Origin of the sequence: Paenibacillus sp. FSL R5-0490, assembly GCF_001956215.1 — a bacterium.
Lineage (GTDB): Bacteria > Bacillota > Bacilli > Bacillales > Cytobacillaceae > Cytobacillus.
The window spans coordinates 35,855-53,444 of sequence record NZ_MRTQ01000020.1; the positions used below are offsets into that span (position 1 = coordinate 35,855).

A 17,590-nucleotide genomic window follows, 5' to 3' on the forward strand; every position below is an offset into this window, starting at 1 on the left:
ATGAAAGTCATAGATGCACATATTCATTTTTCTGATATAAAATCATTTCATCATACTGCAGAGGAACTCTCATTTGTGGATTATTCATATAATGGGCACCAGAAGGAGTTCCAAAATGCCAATGTAGTTCTGAGCATCGCAATGGGACTTACAGAAACAGATAATATGGGCTTTCCGGATTATGAAGCAAGAACACCGATGGGGATTGACCTGGAAGAAAAGATGCCGGCTAATATTGTTTACTGTGCCGGCATCAATCCATATGATATCAATGAAGAGGCTTTAGAAAGGCTCGAAGAAGATCTGCAAAAGCCTGCTGTTGTGGGTATTAAAATTTACTTGGGGTATTATCCTTTCTACGCCTATGATGAAGTATACGAACCTGTGTATGCACTCGCTGAAAAATATGGAGTGCCTGTAGTATTTCATACAGGGGATACTTATTCTGAAAGGGGATTGCTTAAGTATTCTCATCCCTTGGCTATTGACGAGGTTGCAGTTAAACACCGGAATATCAAATTTATGATGGCTCATTTTGGAGATCCGTGGACGCTGACCGGAGCAGAAATCATATATAAAAATCCGAATGTCTATGCCGATCTTTCAGGCCTTATTGTGGGAACAGATAAAGAATTGAAGAAACACAGTGAAGGAAGATTTTTGGATCATCTTAGGCATGCTTTAGTATTCGCAGATTCTTACGATAAATTGCTTTTTGGAACCGATTGGCCTCTTGCGCCTGTGGGCCCTTATATCGAATTTATAAAAGAGCTCATCCCTGGAGAGCATCATGAGGATGTTTTCTATAATACCGCTATAAAGGTTTTTCCTAAAATCAAGCCTTTTCTGCCATAGAACGAGGGGCTGGGAGAGAATTCTTTCAATACCAGCCCTTCAAATAGTCTTATTTACATACATATACGTATAAATATCTTATAAGGGGGCGTCTTTAGTGGTGAAAATTGCATGGGTAACAGACAGTACGGCTTTTTTAAATAATGAGTTAAGAAACCACCCTGACCTGTACCAGATTCCGATGACTATCATTATGGATGGCAGAGAATATACAGATGGTATTGATTTATCACCTGAAGAACTTTATGCGAGATTAAAAACCCTGGATACCCCGGCTAAAACTTCCCAGCCATCCATCGGCGCTTTCAGGGATTTATACGAAAATCTGCAGAAGGATTATGACTGTGTCATCGCTGTGCTTGTATCGGCTAAGCTTAGCGGCACTGTTTCTTCCAGTGAACAGGCTGCCCAGCTGGTTGATATTCCGGTATACAGCCTGGACTCCAAGATACTATCATATCCTTTAACAAGATTAATCCTTAAAGGGATGGAATTGGCAGAGGCAGGACTGGACAGTAAAGACATTATCAGCGAGCTTGAGATGCTCCGTGATACGGGCGAAACATATGTCCTCATTGGCAGTCTTGAACAGCTTCATAGAAGCGGCAGGATGTCCGGGGTTCAATTCTTTTTAGGAAGCATGCTTAATGTAAAGCCGATTATTTCAGTTCAAGATGGAGAATTAAGCGTCAGGGAGAAGGCCAGGAGCGAGAGAAAAGCAAAAGATAAAATTGTGAAGCTTTTGAGGAGCGCTCATGAGAGAAACCCGCTGAAGGAAGTATTCATCCTGTACGGTTTGCATCCGGGTGAAGCGGAAATATGGAAGAAGGAACTCCAGGAAGAATTTGCGGGTATTGAATTCGGATGCTACTCCTTAGGAGCCACCATTGGCGTCCACGCAGGAGAGCATACACTCGGCATCAGCTGGCTGAATGGCCTGGAATAAATTAATATAAGCTCTGGTGCAGGAAATCAAATACTGATTTTCTGCACTTTTTTGTTTTTTATAATGACACTTTTTCACAAGTTTTAATGCTTTTTGTATATTATTTACAGAGTTGATTGGAGCGGAAGGTGCGAGACTCCTGCGGAAGTAGCGGGACAGGTGAGACCCCGCAAACGCGGAGCGTCGAGGAGGCTCACCGCTCGCCCCGCGGAAAGCGAGCAGCCTGGAGCGGAAATCAACGGACAACATTAAAGGGTAAGACCTTGCCATCGTTTCTTTTTAGTACTAATGTTAAAATGGACAGTGGAGTTTGAAAGCGGGTGAAATAATGAATGAAAATATTATACATATAACAGAAAAATTTGTCCGGGATACACTCGGAGATGATTCAACCGGGCATGACTGGCAACATATTGATCGGGTTCGAAAAAACGCCCTTTACATAGCGGAAAAGGAACAAAAAGGAGATCCTTTCTTAATTGAAATGGCAGCCTTGCTTCATGATATACCTGATGCAAAGCTGAACACTTCTATGGAAGCAGGGGACAGGAAACTGTCTGACTTTCTTAAGGAACTCAAAATAACAGAGGAAGCATCCAGCTCCATTAAGGCAATTATTGAATCAGTTTCCTTTAAAGGCGGCCATAACACCAGGATCTTAAGCGCAGAAGCCCAAATAGTCCAGGATGCGGACAGATTGGATGCGATCGGTGCCGTGGGAATTGCGAGAGCATTTGCCTACGGAGGCAAAAAAGGACAGCTGATTTATGATCCTGCCCTTGATATCAGAATAGAAATGACTGAAGATGAATACCGGAATGGCAGGTCGTCATCCATCAATCATTTTTACGAAAAGCTTTTGAAGCTGAGAGATCTGCTGAACACTGACACTGCTATGGAATTGGCAGAAAAGCGGCATGAGCTAATGGAACAGTTTCTGCATCAATTTTTTAAAGAATGGAATGGTCAAGCATGAAGATGATTTCTGTGGAAAATGTGACAAAAACCTATGGTGAGAAAGAACTTTTTAACAATATATCATTTACAATAGCCGAAAAAGAAAGGGCAGGACTGATCGGTGTAAACGGTACAGGAAAATCCTCACTGCTGAAAGTGATTGCGGGAGTTGACCTGCCAGACTCCGGCGATATAGTCAAACCGAGAGATTACACCATTTCATATTCAGCACAGCAGCCTGACCTGAATTATGATTTAACCGTTCTCGAGCAGGTATTTGCAGGAGATGCGCCAATACTTGTCCTGCAGAGAGAATATGAACAAGCACTGCTGGAGCTTAGCCGGCACCCGGAAGATCCAGCTGTCCAGGAAAGCCTTTTTGAACTTCAAAAAAGAATGGATACACTTAATGCCTGGGAAGTAAATACCGACGCCAAAACGATTCTCACTAAACTGGGCATTGAGGATTTTGGCAGAAAAATCGGTGAGCTTTCAGGCGGACAGAAAAAGCGGGTTGCGCTGGCGCAAGCTTTGATCCAGTCACCAGACTTGCTGATCCTTGATGAGCCGACAAATCACCTTGATTTTGAATCGGTTAAATGGCTGGAAGAATATCTGGGCAGATATAGGGGTGCACTGCTGCTAGTGACACATGACCGTTATTTTCTGGACCGGGTTACCAATAAAATGTTTGAGCTTGAGGGCGGAAATCTTTACAGCTATAAGGGGAATTATGCTGCATTCCTTGAAGCCAAGGCGATAAGAGAGGAAAATGAAGCAGCCACTATAGAAAAGCAGAAAAATCTGTTTAGAAGGGAACTCGAGTGGATCAGGAGAGGTGCAAAAGCCCGTACCACCAAGCAAAAAGCAAGGATCCAGCGGTTTGAGACCCTTGACAGCCAGCTTTCTTTAGTTAAATCCTCTGAAAAATTGGATATGTCCCTAAGCGGCAGCCGTCTCGGAAAACAAGTGTTTGAACTCGAAGCTGCTACAAAAAAGTATGGCTCCCAGACAATTCTGGATCATTTTGATCTTCTCGTAAAACCAGGGGATAGAATAGGGATAATTGGAAGAAATGGGACAGGAAAATCCACGCTCCTTAACATACTGGCAGGCAGGATTCCGCTGGATTCAGGTAAGCGCATTATTGGGCAGACAGTAAAAGTTGCTTACTATACCCAGGAAAGCGAAGATATGGATGAGAGTAAACGCATGATCGAATACCTCAAAGAAACAGCTGAAGTAGTTGAAACGTCAGATGGAAAAACCATTTCTGCGGCTCAAATGCTGGAGCGTTTCCTTTTTCCGCCATATACCCATGGCACTCCAATCCGCAAGCTTTCCGGCGGGGAAAAACGGAGGCTTTATTTACTGAAAATCTTAATGTCAGAGCCTAATGTTCTTCTTCTTGACGAGCCGACCAATAACCTTGATACCCAAACCCTGACGGTTCTCGAGGATTACCTAGATGATTTTCCCGGCGTAGTCATTACTGTTTCGCATGACCGCTACTTCCTGGATAAAGTGGCTGAGCAGCTGCTCGTGTTAAAAGGAGAGGGCAAAATCGAATCCTACTATGGAAATTACAGTGAATTTCTTGAAAGTGAAAATGCCAAACCGGTTCAGGAAATGGACCATGCCCCTAAAAAAACGAGGGAAACAAAACCGAAAAAGAAGAGAATGAGCTACAAAGAGAAGAAAGAATGGGAAGAAATAGAGGGAAAGATTGAGGCTGCTGAAGCCCGTCTCGAAGCAATTTCCTCAGAAATGGCCACCATTGGCAGTGACTTTGAAAAGGGCCAGGCCTTAGTAGATGAAGAATCGAAACTGAATGAAGAACTTGAATATCTGATAGAGAGATGGAGCTATCTTTCAGAAGCAGCAGAAAATGAATAATGAGATGCCCGGTGGAATCACCGGGTTATTTTTATAGTTAAAACAGCTAAAATGCCTCGAAATTATCCTTATGTTAAAATAAAATCAGTTACCAGCGTGAATATAAAAAAAAGGGTGATACTTTTGAAAATAAAAGCAATCGAACCAACACCAAGTCCGAATACAATGAAGGTTATTCTTGATGAAGAGCTTCCAATGGGGAAAGCCAATAATTATAAAAAAGATAAAAAAGAAGGAGCTCCCAGGATCATCCTTGATATTCTTGAGATTGAAGGCATAAAAGGGGTTTACCATGTTGCCGATTTCCTGGCGGTAGAAAGAAATGCCAAATATGACTGGAAAGAGCTGCTTCCTCAAGTTCGGTCTGCTTTTGGCGAAGACGTGGAAAATGACGGTTCTGAGGAAAACGGCATTGATGAACATTTTGGTGAAGTGCAGGTACTAGTCCAAATGTACAAAGGAATTCCGATGCAGGTGAAGCTGACTGACGGCACGGAAGAAAAGCGCTTCGGACTTCCTGAAAACTTTATTAATGCTGTTTCAAAAGCTCAGGATCCTGCTGATAATGTTGTCATGGTCCGCAAGTGGAAAGAATTTGGGGTCCGCTACGGAGACTTTGACCAAGTTGGCCATGATATTGTAGAGGAACTAATGGCTGCCTATCCGGAGGGAAGACTCCAGACCCTTGTGAAAATGGCTGAAAGCCCAGATAAAACGGAGGATAAGCATGTGCGTTCTCTTCTGAAACTTTCAGTCGAAGATTTGGATTCCGCGGATTGGCGGGAGCGTTATCAAAAACTCGAACAGATGGATAATCCCGAACTGGAGGACCTGCCTGTTCTTGAAAAAGCTCTCAATGACGAGAAGGCTTCAATCAGGAGACTTGCGACAGTTTATCTTGGAATGATTGAAGATAAAAGCGTCCTTCCGCTTCTGTACAGAGCATTGAAGGATAAAACGGTCACTGTAAGGCGTACAGCCGGAGACTGTTTATCAGACTTAGGGTTTGCAGAAGCAATGGACGCCATGAAGGAAGCTCTGCAGGATGACAGTAAGCTTGTACGCTGGCGTGCGGCCATGTTTCTTTACGAAGTGGGTGATGAAAGTGCGCTGCCTGCTCTAAAGGCTGCTGAAGACGACCCGGAATTCGAAGTCAGTCTGCAGATCAAACTGGCTATTGAGAGAATTGAGCAGGGAGAAGAAGCAAAGGGTTCAGTTTGGAAACAAATGACTGAATCCCGGAATAAAGGTGATAAATAATTTTAAGAAAGCCGCTCAGATTTTAGGATCTGCAGCGGTTTTTTTATTGGAATTGATTAATTTAGAACTTACACGCATTACAGTTTCATTCATTTAAAGCGAAAAATTAAATTAAATTTGTAATAATTATTGAAATTATCCGAAAAAGGGTCTATATTGGAAAGAAAATATTTGGGGGGCAGGAGGTTAGTTAATCTTTTCCATAGAATAAGAGATTATGAATCTAGGGTAAAACGGGAGGTACATACTATGACTGGCTCACAGATGAGAAGTGATATGATCAAAAAAGGCACAGACCGGGCTCCGCACCGCAGCCTGCTGCGTGCTGCCGGAGTAAAGGAAGAAGATTTCGGAAAACCATTTATTGCTGTGTGCAATTCCTATATTGATATCGTTCCTGGCCATGTGCATTTGCAGGAATTCGGTAAAATTGTTAAAGAAGCAATCCGTGAAGCAGGCGGCGTTCCGTTTGAATTTAATACCATTGGTGTGGATGATGGAATTGCGATGGGCCATATCGGCATGCGCTATTCTCTGCCAAGCCGTGAAATCATTGCAGACTCACTTGAAACAGTTGTTTCTGCCCACTGGTTTGATGGAATGGTCTGTATCCCGAACTGCGATAAAATCACACCCGGAATGATGATGGGGGCATTAAGGGTTAATATTCCAACCCTTTTTGTCAGCGGCGGTCCGATGAAAGCCGGCGTAGATTCAAGCGGAAAGCCATTATCCTTAAGCTCGGTCTTTGAGGGTGTAGGTGCCTTCGAATCCGGCCAAATAGACGAACAAAAGCTCCTGGAAATCGAGCAGGTAGCATGTCCGACCTGCGGTTCCTGTTCAGGGATGTTCACTGCGAATTCCATGAACTGCCTTGCAGAAGGACTGGGCCTTGCACTTCCTGGCAATGGCACGATTCTGGCTGTATCAGAAGAAAGAAAAGAATTTGTTAAACGTTCAGCCAAGCAGCTGATGGAATTAATCAAGCAAGACATTAAACCGCGCGATATTGTTACCATTGATGCGATTGACAATGCATTTGCCCTGGATATGGCAATGGGCGGGTCAACCAATACAGTTCTTCACACATTGGCGCTTGCTCACGAAGCTGAAATTGAATATCCGATTGAACGAATCAATGAGATTGCTAATAGGGTTCCTCATTTAGCCAAAATCGCTCCTGCGTCAGATTATCATATTGAAGATGTTCATAATGCCGGTGGGGTGAGTGCAATCATCAATGAATTGCTTAAAAAGCCGGACGCCTTGAATGGTGACTGTCTGACAGTTACCGGAAAGCCGCTAAGGGAGAATGTAGCAGGCAGTGAGATTCAGGATAAAAATGTAATCCGGACACTGGAGAATCCGCACTCTGAACGCGGAGGGCTGGCAGTTTTATTTGGGAATCTAGCTCCTGAGGGATCAATTATAAAAGTGGGTGCAGTAGATGAGTCAGTAGGCGGATACCATAGAGGGCCAGCCATCTGCTTTGATTCGCAGGAAGATGCACTATCCGGAATCATTACTGGCAAGGTGCAGGAAGGCCATGTTGTTGTCATTCGTTATGAGGGCCCTAAAGGCGGCCCTGGAATGCCGGAGATGCTTGCACCGACTTCACAGATTGTCGGCCGTGGTTTAGGTGCAAAAGTCGGCCTGATTACAGATGGCCGTTTCTCGGGTGCTTCCCGCGGCATCAGCATTGGGCACATCTCACCGGAGGCTGCTGAAGGCGGACCTATTGCATTTGTGGAGAATGGAGACATCATTGAATTGGATCTGAATAACCGTACAATCAATCTGGAAATTTCGGATGAAGAATTCGAAAAGCGGAAAGCCAATTGGAAGGGCTTCGAGCCAAAGGTTAAAAAAGGGTATCTTGCCCGTTATTCGAAGCTAGTCACCAATGCCAGCACAGGTGGCGTTATGAAAATTTAAATATAGTAAGGATGCCGGTCTTTTAGGACCGGCTTTCTTTGAATTAGCTGAGTTATGACGAGAACCGGCATAGAAAAATTGCATTAAGATCATACGATATAGTATGCTTACTTTACAAACTGTACGTTAAGGAGGATGCAAATCTTATGTCAATGGCATATGAAGAATATATGAAGCAAATGGTGAAGCCGATGCGTCAGGAGCTTGTACAGGCAGGCTTTAAAGAGCTTACGGCTTCAGAAGATGTAGAGCAATTCATGGAAAACCTTGAAGGCACAGCACTTGTAGTCGTAAATTCAGTTTGCGGCTGTGCAGCAGGACTTGCCCGCCCTGCAGCAACACAGGCTGTTATAAGAAGTGAAAAGAAACCTGATCATCTGGTGACGGTTTTTGCGGGACAGGACAAAGAAGCAACAGCCAAAATGCGCGAGTACTTTGATGGATATGAACCTTCATCACCTTCTATGGCTCTTTTTAAAGGGAAGAAAGTTGTGCACTTCATTCACCGCCATGATATCGAAGACCACTCTATGGAAGCGATCATGGAGAACCTTCTTGCAGCTTTTGAGGCGAACTGCTGAGAATATTAAATTATACAAAAACGGGGTGTCTGCTGGCACCCTTTTTTCATAGCAATTTTAGGAATCAGGTGAACATATATGCTAATTACGACATCCGGACGCACCAATGAAGCAATGATAGAAAAAGCAAAAAACATTGCAGAACAATTGGGAGCAGAATACATCGACAGGAATAAAAGGTCTGTAAGAGCGATTCAAAAACAAGTTCCTGAAGACTGCATAGTAGTTGGAAAAGAGCGGCTGGAACTTTATCCGATTGGTGAAAACCAGCCGTTCTTCTTTCATCCGAGTTCAGCCATGTTCAGAGTGAAGCGCCTCCTAAAAGGTGAGAGTGATCCTTTTCTTGAGGCTGCCGGTCTTAAAGAAGGCAGCAGTATTCTCGATTGTACTCTTGGTCTGGCATCTGACAGCATAACAGCCAGTTTTGCTGCGGGGAGTAAAGGTAAAGTTACAGGGCTTGAAGGAAATAAATACCTTTCCTTTCTCGTTGCGAACGGGCTCAGGCAGTGGGACTCCGGGCTTGAGATTATGAATCAGGCCATGGGAAGAATTAATGTTGAGACATCAATGGCCCTTCCATATTTAAAAAAACTGCCCTCGGACAGTTACGATATTGTCTATTTTGATCCTATGTTTGAAGAAGAAATCATTGAGTCAGAAGGGATTAAAGCTTTAAGGAACTTTGCTGTCTATGAGGATTTGTCAGAAGAAGTTATATTTCATGCAAAACGAGCAGCGAGGCAAAGAGTGATCCTGAAAGATCACTTTAGAAGTTCCAGGTTTGCTCAATATGGCTTCAAAGTAATTGAAAGAAAGTCATCGAAATTTCATTTTGGCATTATTGAAAAATAAGAGCAGGTGCCAGTTAATATCAGGCACCTGCTTATTTTAATCTGCAATGGCAAGATAAACAAAGTAAGCCATCAGTAAAAGACTTGCAATGACAAAGAATACAGACCAATCCATGATATTTCCCCCTTATTCATTCTTCTGGACTTGAAGAACATGATTTGTTTTATTATTCCCCGCTTTGCTCCTAATTAATCCGCCAATTAACTCATTACTATATTTCTATTGTTCTTTTTGCCGATGCATGAAATCAATTTTAATTTGGTTCGAAAAGAAGTATAATAGAAAAATAGAAACGAGATACATAGCGAGGAAGGATACGATGGAATTTCCTATTTCAAAAAAAATGGCTTCTTTTACAGAGAGCGTGTTTACGGAATTGGCCCAAATTAAGAATTCGAAACTTTCAGACGGGTTTTCGGTGATTGATTTGAGCATTGGCAGTCCTGATATGCCCCCTCCCGCTTTTGTTATGGAGGAATTGGCAAGAGGAGCCCGTGATCCAGAACAATACGGGTACTCGTTAACAGGTACACATGAATTTCATACCGCAGTCAGCGGCTATTATAAACGAAATTTTGAAGTGGATCTCGATCCTGCTTCAGAGGTGCTGCTTTTAATGGGATCCCAGGATGGGCTGGTACATTTGCCGATGATTCTATGTGATCCGGGAGATTATATCCTTGTTCCAGACCCCGGATACACTGCCTATGCTGCAGGTGCAGCAATGGCTGGTGCACAAATGTACGGAATGCCTTTAAAAAAGGAGAACAGCTTCCTCCCTGATTTTAATGAGATCCCTGAAGAAATCCTTGCAAACACGAAATTAATGATCTTAAACTTCCCAGGCAACCCCGTTCCGGCAATGGCGACAGAGGATATTTTTTTTCGAGCGATCCGGCTTGCAAAGAAATACGGTTTTGCTGTATTGCATGATTTTGCTTATTCGGAACTTTATTATGAAAAGAAACCTTTAAGTTTTTTGTCTGTTGAAGGGGCAGCTGATGTGGGGATTGAAATGAATTCACTATCAAAAAGCTTTAATATGGCTGGCTGCAGGGTCGCATATGCCGCAGGCAATCAGCAGCTTATAGCGCTGCTTGCCAATTTCAAATCCAATTTGGATTATGGTGTATTCCTGCCGGTACAGGCAGCTGCGGTGAAAGCATTGAATGATCAGTCTGATTTTTTGCAGGACTTGAGAGAGACATATAGAAAAAGAAGAGATGTATTTATAAAAAATCTTGAAACTATAGGCTGGGATATCAGCCGGCCTGAGGGGTCTATGTTCTTATGGGCCGAGATCCCTTCAGGGTACAGCTCCTCCAAAGATTTTGCGATTGACTTAATTAACCGGGCGAGTGTAGTCGTAACTCCTGGAAGCGCATTTGGAAGGTGGGGTGAGGGATACGTTCGGATTGCTCTTGTACAGCCCGAAGATGTTTTAAGGCAAGCTGTCCTTGATATTGAAGGAAGCGGCATATTTAAAAAAATCCTTGCTTAGGAGAAAGGAAGGCGAAAAAAATGCCGAATTGGCTGAGGAAATCCTTTGTTGTACTTGTTACCATTTTAACGTTTGGCCTCGTCACACCTTCTCAGGCATTTCTATATGAAAATACGAACCAGCTAAAAGCCTCCAGAGCTTCAGATGTGGAAAACTCAGAGAATGGCGCAGAACTTGCTGAAGAGGAAAATAGTTATTTCGATAAAGAGGACTTTATCAGGCAAATGCTTATAGAGGCTGAGACACAATCGTATGAGAAATTTGGTGCAAAGATAGGCCCAGTTATTGAAGATGAGTTTAACGAGGTCATCCTTCCAGAAATTGAGAAAGCCATCCAGGAGGTTGCAGTGCACTTTCCGGAAGAAAGCCTTGCTGAATTAAAGGTTACAGAAACTCCTGGGGGCGGGTTATCGGAAAAAATTTTCCACATAACCAACAGCAGGACAAACGAAGATGTCATTCGCTTCCATGTAAGAAGGGACCATCCACCTCAGCAGGGGTACTGGTTTAATTTTCACTATCATACACACCATGATCATTTTCAGGCCCACCATGAACTCGGGTCAATTTACTGGAACAAAAATACTCCGCCAAAATGGATGAGTTAAAATATTGAAATAAACTCTGGAATATGAAAAAATATTTTTATGGATTATGAAACTTTTCATGATTTATACCGTAAATACAATTATTCTACATAATGGAGGTTTGATTTGAAATGGCAGTAAGCTTATCAAAAGGACAAAAAGTGGACTTAACAAAAACAAATCCAGGAATGAGTAAGGTAGTAGTAGGGCTTGGATGGGACACGAACAAATATGATGGCGGAAATGACTTTGATTTGGATTCTTCTGTATTTCTGCTTGGAGATACTGGAAAAGTAACTTCTGAAAGCGACTTTGTTTTCTACAACAATACATCAGGCGCAAATGGATCAGTTGTACATACTGGAGATAACCGTACAGGTGAAGGGGATGGCGATGATGAGCAGGTGAAAATTGACCTGGCTAATGTCCCAGCTAACATTCAGCGCATTACATTCACAATCACCATTCATGACGGGGAAGCCCGTAATCAGAACTTTGGACAGGTATCAAATGCCTATGCAAGAATTCTGAATGAAGTTACAGGTGAAGAATTGATCCGTTATGATCTGGGTGAAGACTTCTCAATTGAAACTGCACTTGTAGTTGGAGAATTATACAGACATAACGGAGAATGGAAATTCAGTGCAATCGGAAGCGGATATCAGGGCGGACTGGCTGCACTGGCAAAAGATTTTGGTTTACAGGTAGGATAAATAAGAGGTATATTTGCTTAATAAGGCTCGGCAATGCCGGGTCTTTTATATGAAAAAGCAGTCATCACCGGGAGGAATAATTTAGAATGGAAATATTAGAATCTATTTTGCATACATATTCCCAGTTCTTTAACTGGGAAATGTGGGTTGAAGCTTTATCAAAGCCGGAAAGCTGGGCACTGATAGGTACACTTGTAATTCTGGAAGGCCTATTATCTGCTGATAATGCACTTGTTCTTGCAGTAATGGTAAAACATCTGCCGGAAAAACAGCGGAAGAAAGCTCTTTTTTACGGTCTTTTAGGTGCTTACTTCTTCAGATTTATTGCAATCGGCATCGGTGTATTTTTAATTGAATTCTGGTATATCAAGGTCTTAGGTGCTGCCTACCTGGCCTGGCTTGCCATTAAGTACTTTATTGATAAGAGGCAAGCAGAAGAGGAAGGCGATGAACATGCAATAGAAGGCATCAATCAAAGAGGATTATTAATCCGTCTTTTCGGTACTTTCTGGGGAACTGTCATTGCAGTTGAATTGATGGATATTGCATTTTCAATCGATAGTATATTGGCTGCGCTTGGAGTCAGCCAGGAAATTTGGGTGCTTTTGATAGGCGGTATGCTTGGTATTATCATGATGCGTGGCGTAGCTGGCGTATTTTTGAAGCTGATTGACAGGGTACCGGAGCTGGAAACCAGCTCATATATCCTGATCCTTCTTATTGCTGCTAAAATGCTTGCGAGTGCGGCTGGTATTCACATCGACCATATTTACTTCTTTATCGTATTGGTTATCGTGTTTGCTATTACTTTTATTGTGCATGCGAGGAATGCAAAAAAAGAAGCTGCAGATCAGGGATCGAACTAAATATGTAATTTCATAGATTTAGAAAGGGAACAGACACTTGTCCGCTCCCTTTTATTTTTATCTTTTTTGGATGAAAAAGGAAGAAAGTAGTATTTTAGTGAAGGAATGGAGCTGCAAAAATGAGACTATTTTCCGATCTGCCGGGTGAAAAAATAAATAATATGTTTTATAAAAAGCCTGGCTATTTTAACAAGAGATCTGACAGGGAGCTATTATCATATGCTCTTGGGGCAACTTTATATATGCCGGCGACAAGGCCAAATATTCACCAGGATCTGCTGTCAAAAAAACATGCTGGCCTTTCATCCATGGTCATATGCCTTGAAGATGCAATTGGTGATGAAGAAGTGGAAATGGCAGAGGGTCTGCTTTGTTCGGAATTGGAAAATTTAAGCTCAGACCTTGTGAAGGGTCTTTGTGAAGAAGAAGATCTCCCTTTGATCTTCGTGCGAATCAGGAGCTATGAGCAGCTTGTTAGACTCAAGAGCAGAATTCCGAATGGCATGCATCTTCTGACCGGCTTTGTCCTGCCTAAGTTTTCACCCGCTGAAGGAAGTAGAATTTTAACAGAAATTAAAGAGCTTAATTCTCAGGGTTATTGTTTATATGCCATGCCGATTTTGGAGACGAAAGAAATTATTCAAAAAGAAACAAGGCTTGAAGAGCTGATCGGCATAAAGAAAGTGCTGGACCAATATTTTGAGCTGATTTTAAATGTGAGAATTGGAGCTACGGATTTTAGCGGACTCTATGGAATACGAAGAAATTCTGATACGACAGTTTACGATATTGCTGTAATTAGAGATTGCATATCAGATATTATTAATATTTTCCTGCGTGCGGACCAGCCGTATGTCATTTCAGGTCCGGTCTGGGAATACTTTTCCTCAAAAGAGCGTCTTCTAAAGCCTCAAATAAGGCAAACACCATTCATGGAACGTCTCGGACAGGATGGACTGAAAATGAGAACGGACTTAATTGATCGGCATATGGATGGTTTAATTAGAGAAATTGCAATGGATATTTCAAATGGCTTAACTGGGAAAACCATTATACATCCAACCCATATTAGGCCTGTACAGGCATTGAATACGGTAACACTTGAAGAGTATCTGGATGCACAGAGCATCGCCGGTCAGGCCGGCGGAAAAATAGGAGTTATGAAAAGTGATTATCAAAACAAAATGAATGAAATAAAACCTCATTTGTATTGGGCAAAAAAAATATTATTAAAATCAGAAGTATACGGGGTGCTGCAGGATGAGATCACATACATTGACCTACTCAAAAACGAAACATTCAATTCAGATACTCAACTCATTAACCGTTGATATTCATATAACCGAGAACCCATATGAGCTGCTCCCTGAAGATTTATTTGTCATGGCAGCAAGGATAAACAAGAAAAGATCTTTCTTATTTGTCAGCAAAGTGCTCGGGAAACATATACCGATAGACCCGAAGATTGGACTCCTGACAGGAGAATTGCTCGCCAGCCTTTATATGGAGAAGGCGAAAAAGGTGGAGACCGGAAAGGCCGCAGAGCTTTTATCCGCTTTTATAAACGGTACAGATTTCATGAACAGCAGTCCATTTATTGATAAAGATTATAACCCGGTTATCATTGGATTTGCTGAAACAGCAACTGCACTCGGACATGCTTTCTTTCAATCATTTAAACGTGCCGATTACTTTCATACAACTAGAGAGCAGCTGGCAGATCAGAATTCAGTCATAACATTTGAAGAAGAACATTCTCATGCTACTTCACACAGATGCTATGCAGATGCAGATCTTTTGGATAATAAGAGGGAGATTATACTTGTCGATGATGAAATGACTACTGGTAAAACAGCTATTAATATCATCCGCTCCATTCATGAACGCTTTCCAAGAAAGATGTATACAGTCGTCTCCATCCTGGATTGGCGTTCCCAAAAAGATCAGATACTGTTTGATGATTTGGAAAAAGAGCTGGGCATTATTATTAACAATGTGTCTCTTCTAAAAGGGGAGATCGATGTATATGGGACTCCTAAAGTGAATAATGGTCAGTCAGCAGACGAGCTGTCAGGACAAACTGCTCATATTTCCTATATTGATATAAGTAAAGAATTCCCTGAATTATTAAGCCGGACGAATGAACCATCAGTTACTTTAAACGGTGAGATCAGAAATATTCCCTATTTAAAAGATTCGGGCCGATTCGGGCTGGATGCAAAACGCCAGGCCGGATTAAGTGTGTCATTAGCTGAGATCGGCCAATCCTTATCCCGAAAACGGGATGGAAGAAATACATTATGTCTTGGAACCGGGGAGTTCATGTATATCCCTATGAAGGTTGCCTCCTTAATGGGGGAAGGCGTAAAGTTCCACTCAACAACACGCAGTCCCATCTTTGTAAGAAATGATAAAGACTATGGAGCGCAATACGGCATTTCCTTTCAAAATCCTGAAGACCCTGAAATGGCACAATTTGTTTATAACATTCCAGACGGCTGTTATGAAGAAGTGTTCCTGTTTTTTGAAAGAGAACCGGAAAAAGATTCCCTTATGCCTTTTATCAATCAATTAAAAAAATATATTAAAAATGTAAAAGTAGTCTACTTTAACGGAGGTGGAAAAAATGAATAAAACAGCAGATAAATTTGGTTCATATAGTAAAGATGATGTTGTCTTTTTATTGAAGGATTTAAGCGGATATTCACTTGAAGGATCCATTGAGCAAAGAGAAAAAAACATTCAGTCCGGTCAGCATTATAGTGAAACACTTCCTATTGAATATCAGCCGCCTGAAAAATACCTTTCTCTGTTTTGGGAGACACTTGATGTTTATAAACGGAAAACAGCATTGTCAACAGGAGCGGTTTCTGAGCAGATCTGGAAGAAAAAAGGAAAAAATACTGTTTTAGTTTCTCTCGCGAGAGCCGGAACACCTGTTGGAATTCTGATAAAGAGGTATCTTTCTGAAGTTTATGGTGTGAGTTTGCCGCATTACAGCATATCCATTATCAGGGACCGGGGGATTGACGAAAATGCCATAAAGCATATTCTGAACTCACATCCCGGATGTGAAATTCAATTTGTGGACGGATGGACAGGAAAAGGGGCTATTTCCATTGAATTAACCAAGGCCTGCAGACAATTCCAGGAAACTTATGGTGTTATTCTCGATGATACCTTGGCCGTTCTTGCTGATCCTGGTTATTGCACAACCCTATATGGAACGAGGGAAGATTTTCTGATTCCAAGTGCCTGTCTCAACTCAACTGTTTCAGGATTAGTCAGCAGAACAGTATTCAATAAATCCTTAATTGGGCCGGAAGATTTCCATGGCGCCAAATATTATAGCGAGCTGGAAGAAGCAGATGTTTCAAACCATTATCTCTCAGCTGTAGCAGAGGAGTTCCCGGCTATTAAGCAGGAAGCTTTCGAACTTGCGAAAAGGATTATGGAAAACCCGGGGGAAGCAAGTTTTAAGGGCATGGAAGAGATTCAGAGAATACAAGAAGAATTTAATATTGAATCTATTAACTTTGTAAAGCCGGGAGTAGGCGAAACAACCAGAGTTCTTCTAAGAAGGCTTCCATGGAAAATTTTGATGAAAGATCCGGAAAGTCCATATGTTGGCCATATTGTCATGCTGGCCCGGGAGCGGAATGTTGAGGTTATTCATTATCCTGATATGAGTTATACCTGCTGCGGATTAATTAAAAAGACTGGAGAAAATTCATGAGGATGTTTGCATCAGATTTGGACAGGACACTGATCTACTCAAATAAAGCACTCGCTGATTTTGGGCAGTCAGGAGAAGATTTAATAGGTGTTGAGCGTAAAGATGGCAGGGAAATTGCCTTTATGACACAAGAAGCTCGAAGATTACTGGAAGAGATAGCTGCTCAAATGCTCTTTGTGCCTGTTACAACGAGAACTTATGAGCAATATAAACGTATTTTCATTTTTAAAGATGCCCTTAACATTCCTTACGCTGTCACATCCAATGGTGCCAATATCCATTATTATGGAAAACCTCTTGAGGAGTGGTCTGTCATAGTCCGAAAGCGTCTGAAGACGGAGTGTGCTTTGCTTGAGGAAATGATGGACAGATTAAAAAGCCTGGAACTGAACGGGAAAATAAAAATGGCTGAAAATCTTTTCTTTTATTATATTCTTGAAGAAAAATTAACAGCTGAAGCCAAAAAAGCAATTGCTGATCTGGCAGAATCCTTTGGGTGGAGGATATCCCATCAGGGAAGGAAGCTGTATTTTATGCCAAATCCCATCTGTAAGGGCGAGGCAGTGAAATTCATTCAGGAACGGGAAGATATAAATATAGTTTTTGGGGCAGGCGATTCCATGCTTGATCATGACTTTTTAAAGTACTGCGACTATGCATTTGTCCCCAGCCACGGAGAACTCGTAGCCGAAAAGTCCATCACATCTCCATACTTGATTACTGCTAATGTAGGGACAGCGGCAGGGGAAGAAATTCTAAAAAATATATCAAATAGTATTAAAGAAAAAGTTTAGTCCGGCTGGTCCCTCAGCCATTTTTTTAAAACGATAAATAAGCAAAAGCAAAAAGTATAGCTTCCTGTAAAGATTAAACTGCTGATGGAAATAGACTGGTAACTGGCAAAA

16 protein-coding genes are annotated in these 17,590 nt (G+C 41.9%); all 16 read left to right on the forward strand.

The window, feature by feature from the left end; all coding sequences use genetic code 11:
- The 16 genes from BK139_RS16540 to BK139_RS16620 all read left to right on the forward strand — a co-directional run bounded on the left by BK139_RS16540 (position 1) and on the right by BK139_RS16620 (position 17,479).
- Positions 1–855, forward strand: coding sequence for an amidohydrolase family protein (locus BK139_RS16540; protein ID WP_076260882.1), 855 nt, complete (start codon positions 1–3; stop codon positions 853–855).
- Positions 856–952: 97 nt separating this feature from the next.
- Positions 953–1,801 (forward strand): DegV family protein, encoded by an 849-nt coding sequence (locus BK139_RS16545; protein ID WP_076260885.1) that lies wholly within the window; start codon positions 953–955, stop codon positions 1,799–1,801.
- Positions 1,802–2,126: 325 nt separating this feature from the next.
- Positions 2,127–2,777: an HD domain-containing protein gene (locus tag BK139_RS16555; RefSeq protein ID WP_440231670.1), complete on the forward strand. Its 651-nt coding sequence runs from the start codon at positions 2,127–2,129 to the stop codon at positions 2,775–2,777.
- Positions 2,774–4,654: an ABC-F family ATP-binding cassette domain-containing protein gene (locus tag BK139_RS16560; protein WP_076260894.1), complete on the forward strand. Its 1,881-nt coding sequence runs from the start codon at positions 2,774–2,776 to the stop codon at positions 4,652–4,654. The genes BK139_RS16555 and BK139_RS16560 overlap by 4 nt, the downstream gene beginning before the upstream one ends.
- Positions 4,655–4,777: 123 nt before the next feature.
- Positions 4,778–5,914 (forward strand): conserved virulence factor C family protein, encoded by a 1,137-nt coding sequence (locus BK139_RS16565; protein ID WP_076260896.1) that lies wholly within the window; start codon positions 4,778–4,780, stop codon positions 5,912–5,914.
- Between the two features lie 264 nt (positions 5,915–6,178).
- Entirely contained in the window at positions 6,179–7,849 is a 1,671-nt protein-coding gene (ilvD, locus tag BK139_RS16570; RefSeq protein WP_076261072.1) for a dihydroxy-acid dehydratase, read from the forward strand.
- Positions 7,850–7,995: 146 nt separating this feature from the next.
- Complete coding sequence (locus tag BK139_RS16575) at positions 7,996–8,430, forward strand: BrxA/BrxB family bacilliredoxin (RefSeq protein ID WP_076260899.1); 435 nt, start codon at positions 7,996–7,998, stop codon at positions 8,428–8,430.
- Positions 8,431–8,508: 78 nt separating this feature from the next.
- On the forward strand, positions 8,509–9,282 hold the full coding sequence (locus BK139_RS16580) for a class I SAM-dependent methyltransferase (protein WP_076260901.1): 774 nt from the start codon (positions 8,509–8,511) through the stop codon (positions 9,280–9,282).
- A 319-nt stretch (positions 9,283–9,601) separates the two neighbouring features.
- Positions 9,602–10,783: an LL-diaminopimelate aminotransferase gene (locus tag BK139_RS16585; RefSeq protein WP_076260904.1), complete on the forward strand. Its 1,182-nt coding sequence runs from the start codon at positions 9,602–9,604 to the stop codon at positions 10,781–10,783.
- 20 nt (positions 10,784–10,803) lie between these two features.
- Positions 10,804–11,391: a YpjP family protein gene (locus BK139_RS16590; RefSeq protein ID WP_076260907.1), complete on the forward strand. Its 588-nt coding sequence runs from the start codon at positions 10,804–10,806 to the stop codon at positions 11,389–11,391.
- 110 nt (positions 11,392–11,501) lie between these two features.
- A complete protein-coding gene (locus BK139_RS16595) occupies positions 11,502–12,083 on the forward strand; it encodes a TerD family protein (protein WP_076260909.1) in 582 nt (193 codons plus the stop codon).
- A gap of 86 nt (positions 12,084–12,169) precedes the next feature.
- Entirely contained in the window at positions 12,170–12,949 is a 780-nt protein-coding gene (locus BK139_RS16600; RefSeq protein WP_076260912.1) for a TerC family protein, read from the forward strand.
- A gap of 119 nt (positions 12,950–13,068) precedes the next feature.
- Positions 13,069–14,280: an HpcH/HpaI aldolase/citrate lyase family protein gene (locus tag BK139_RS16605; protein ID WP_076260915.1), complete on the forward strand. Its 1,212-nt coding sequence runs from the start codon at positions 13,069–13,071 to the stop codon at positions 14,278–14,280.
- Positions 14,210–15,583 (forward strand): phosphoribosyltransferase family protein, encoded by a 1,374-nt coding sequence (locus BK139_RS16610; protein WP_286149042.1) that lies wholly within the window; start codon positions 14,210–14,212, stop codon positions 15,581–15,583. Before BK139_RS16605 ends, BK139_RS16610 begins: the two co-directional genes overlap by 71 nt.
- Positions 15,576–16,685, forward strand: coding sequence for a cysteine protease StiP family protein (locus BK139_RS16615; RefSeq protein WP_076260921.1), 1,110 nt, complete (start codon positions 15,576–15,578; stop codon positions 16,683–16,685). The genes BK139_RS16610 and BK139_RS16615 overlap by 8 nt, the downstream gene beginning before the upstream one ends.
- A complete protein-coding gene (locus tag BK139_RS16620) occupies positions 16,682–17,479 on the forward strand; it encodes an HAD family hydrolase (protein ID WP_076260924.1) in 798 nt (265 codons plus the stop codon). The genes BK139_RS16615 and BK139_RS16620 overlap by 4 nt, the downstream gene beginning before the upstream one ends.
- Positions 17,480–17,590 lie beyond the last annotated feature (111 nt).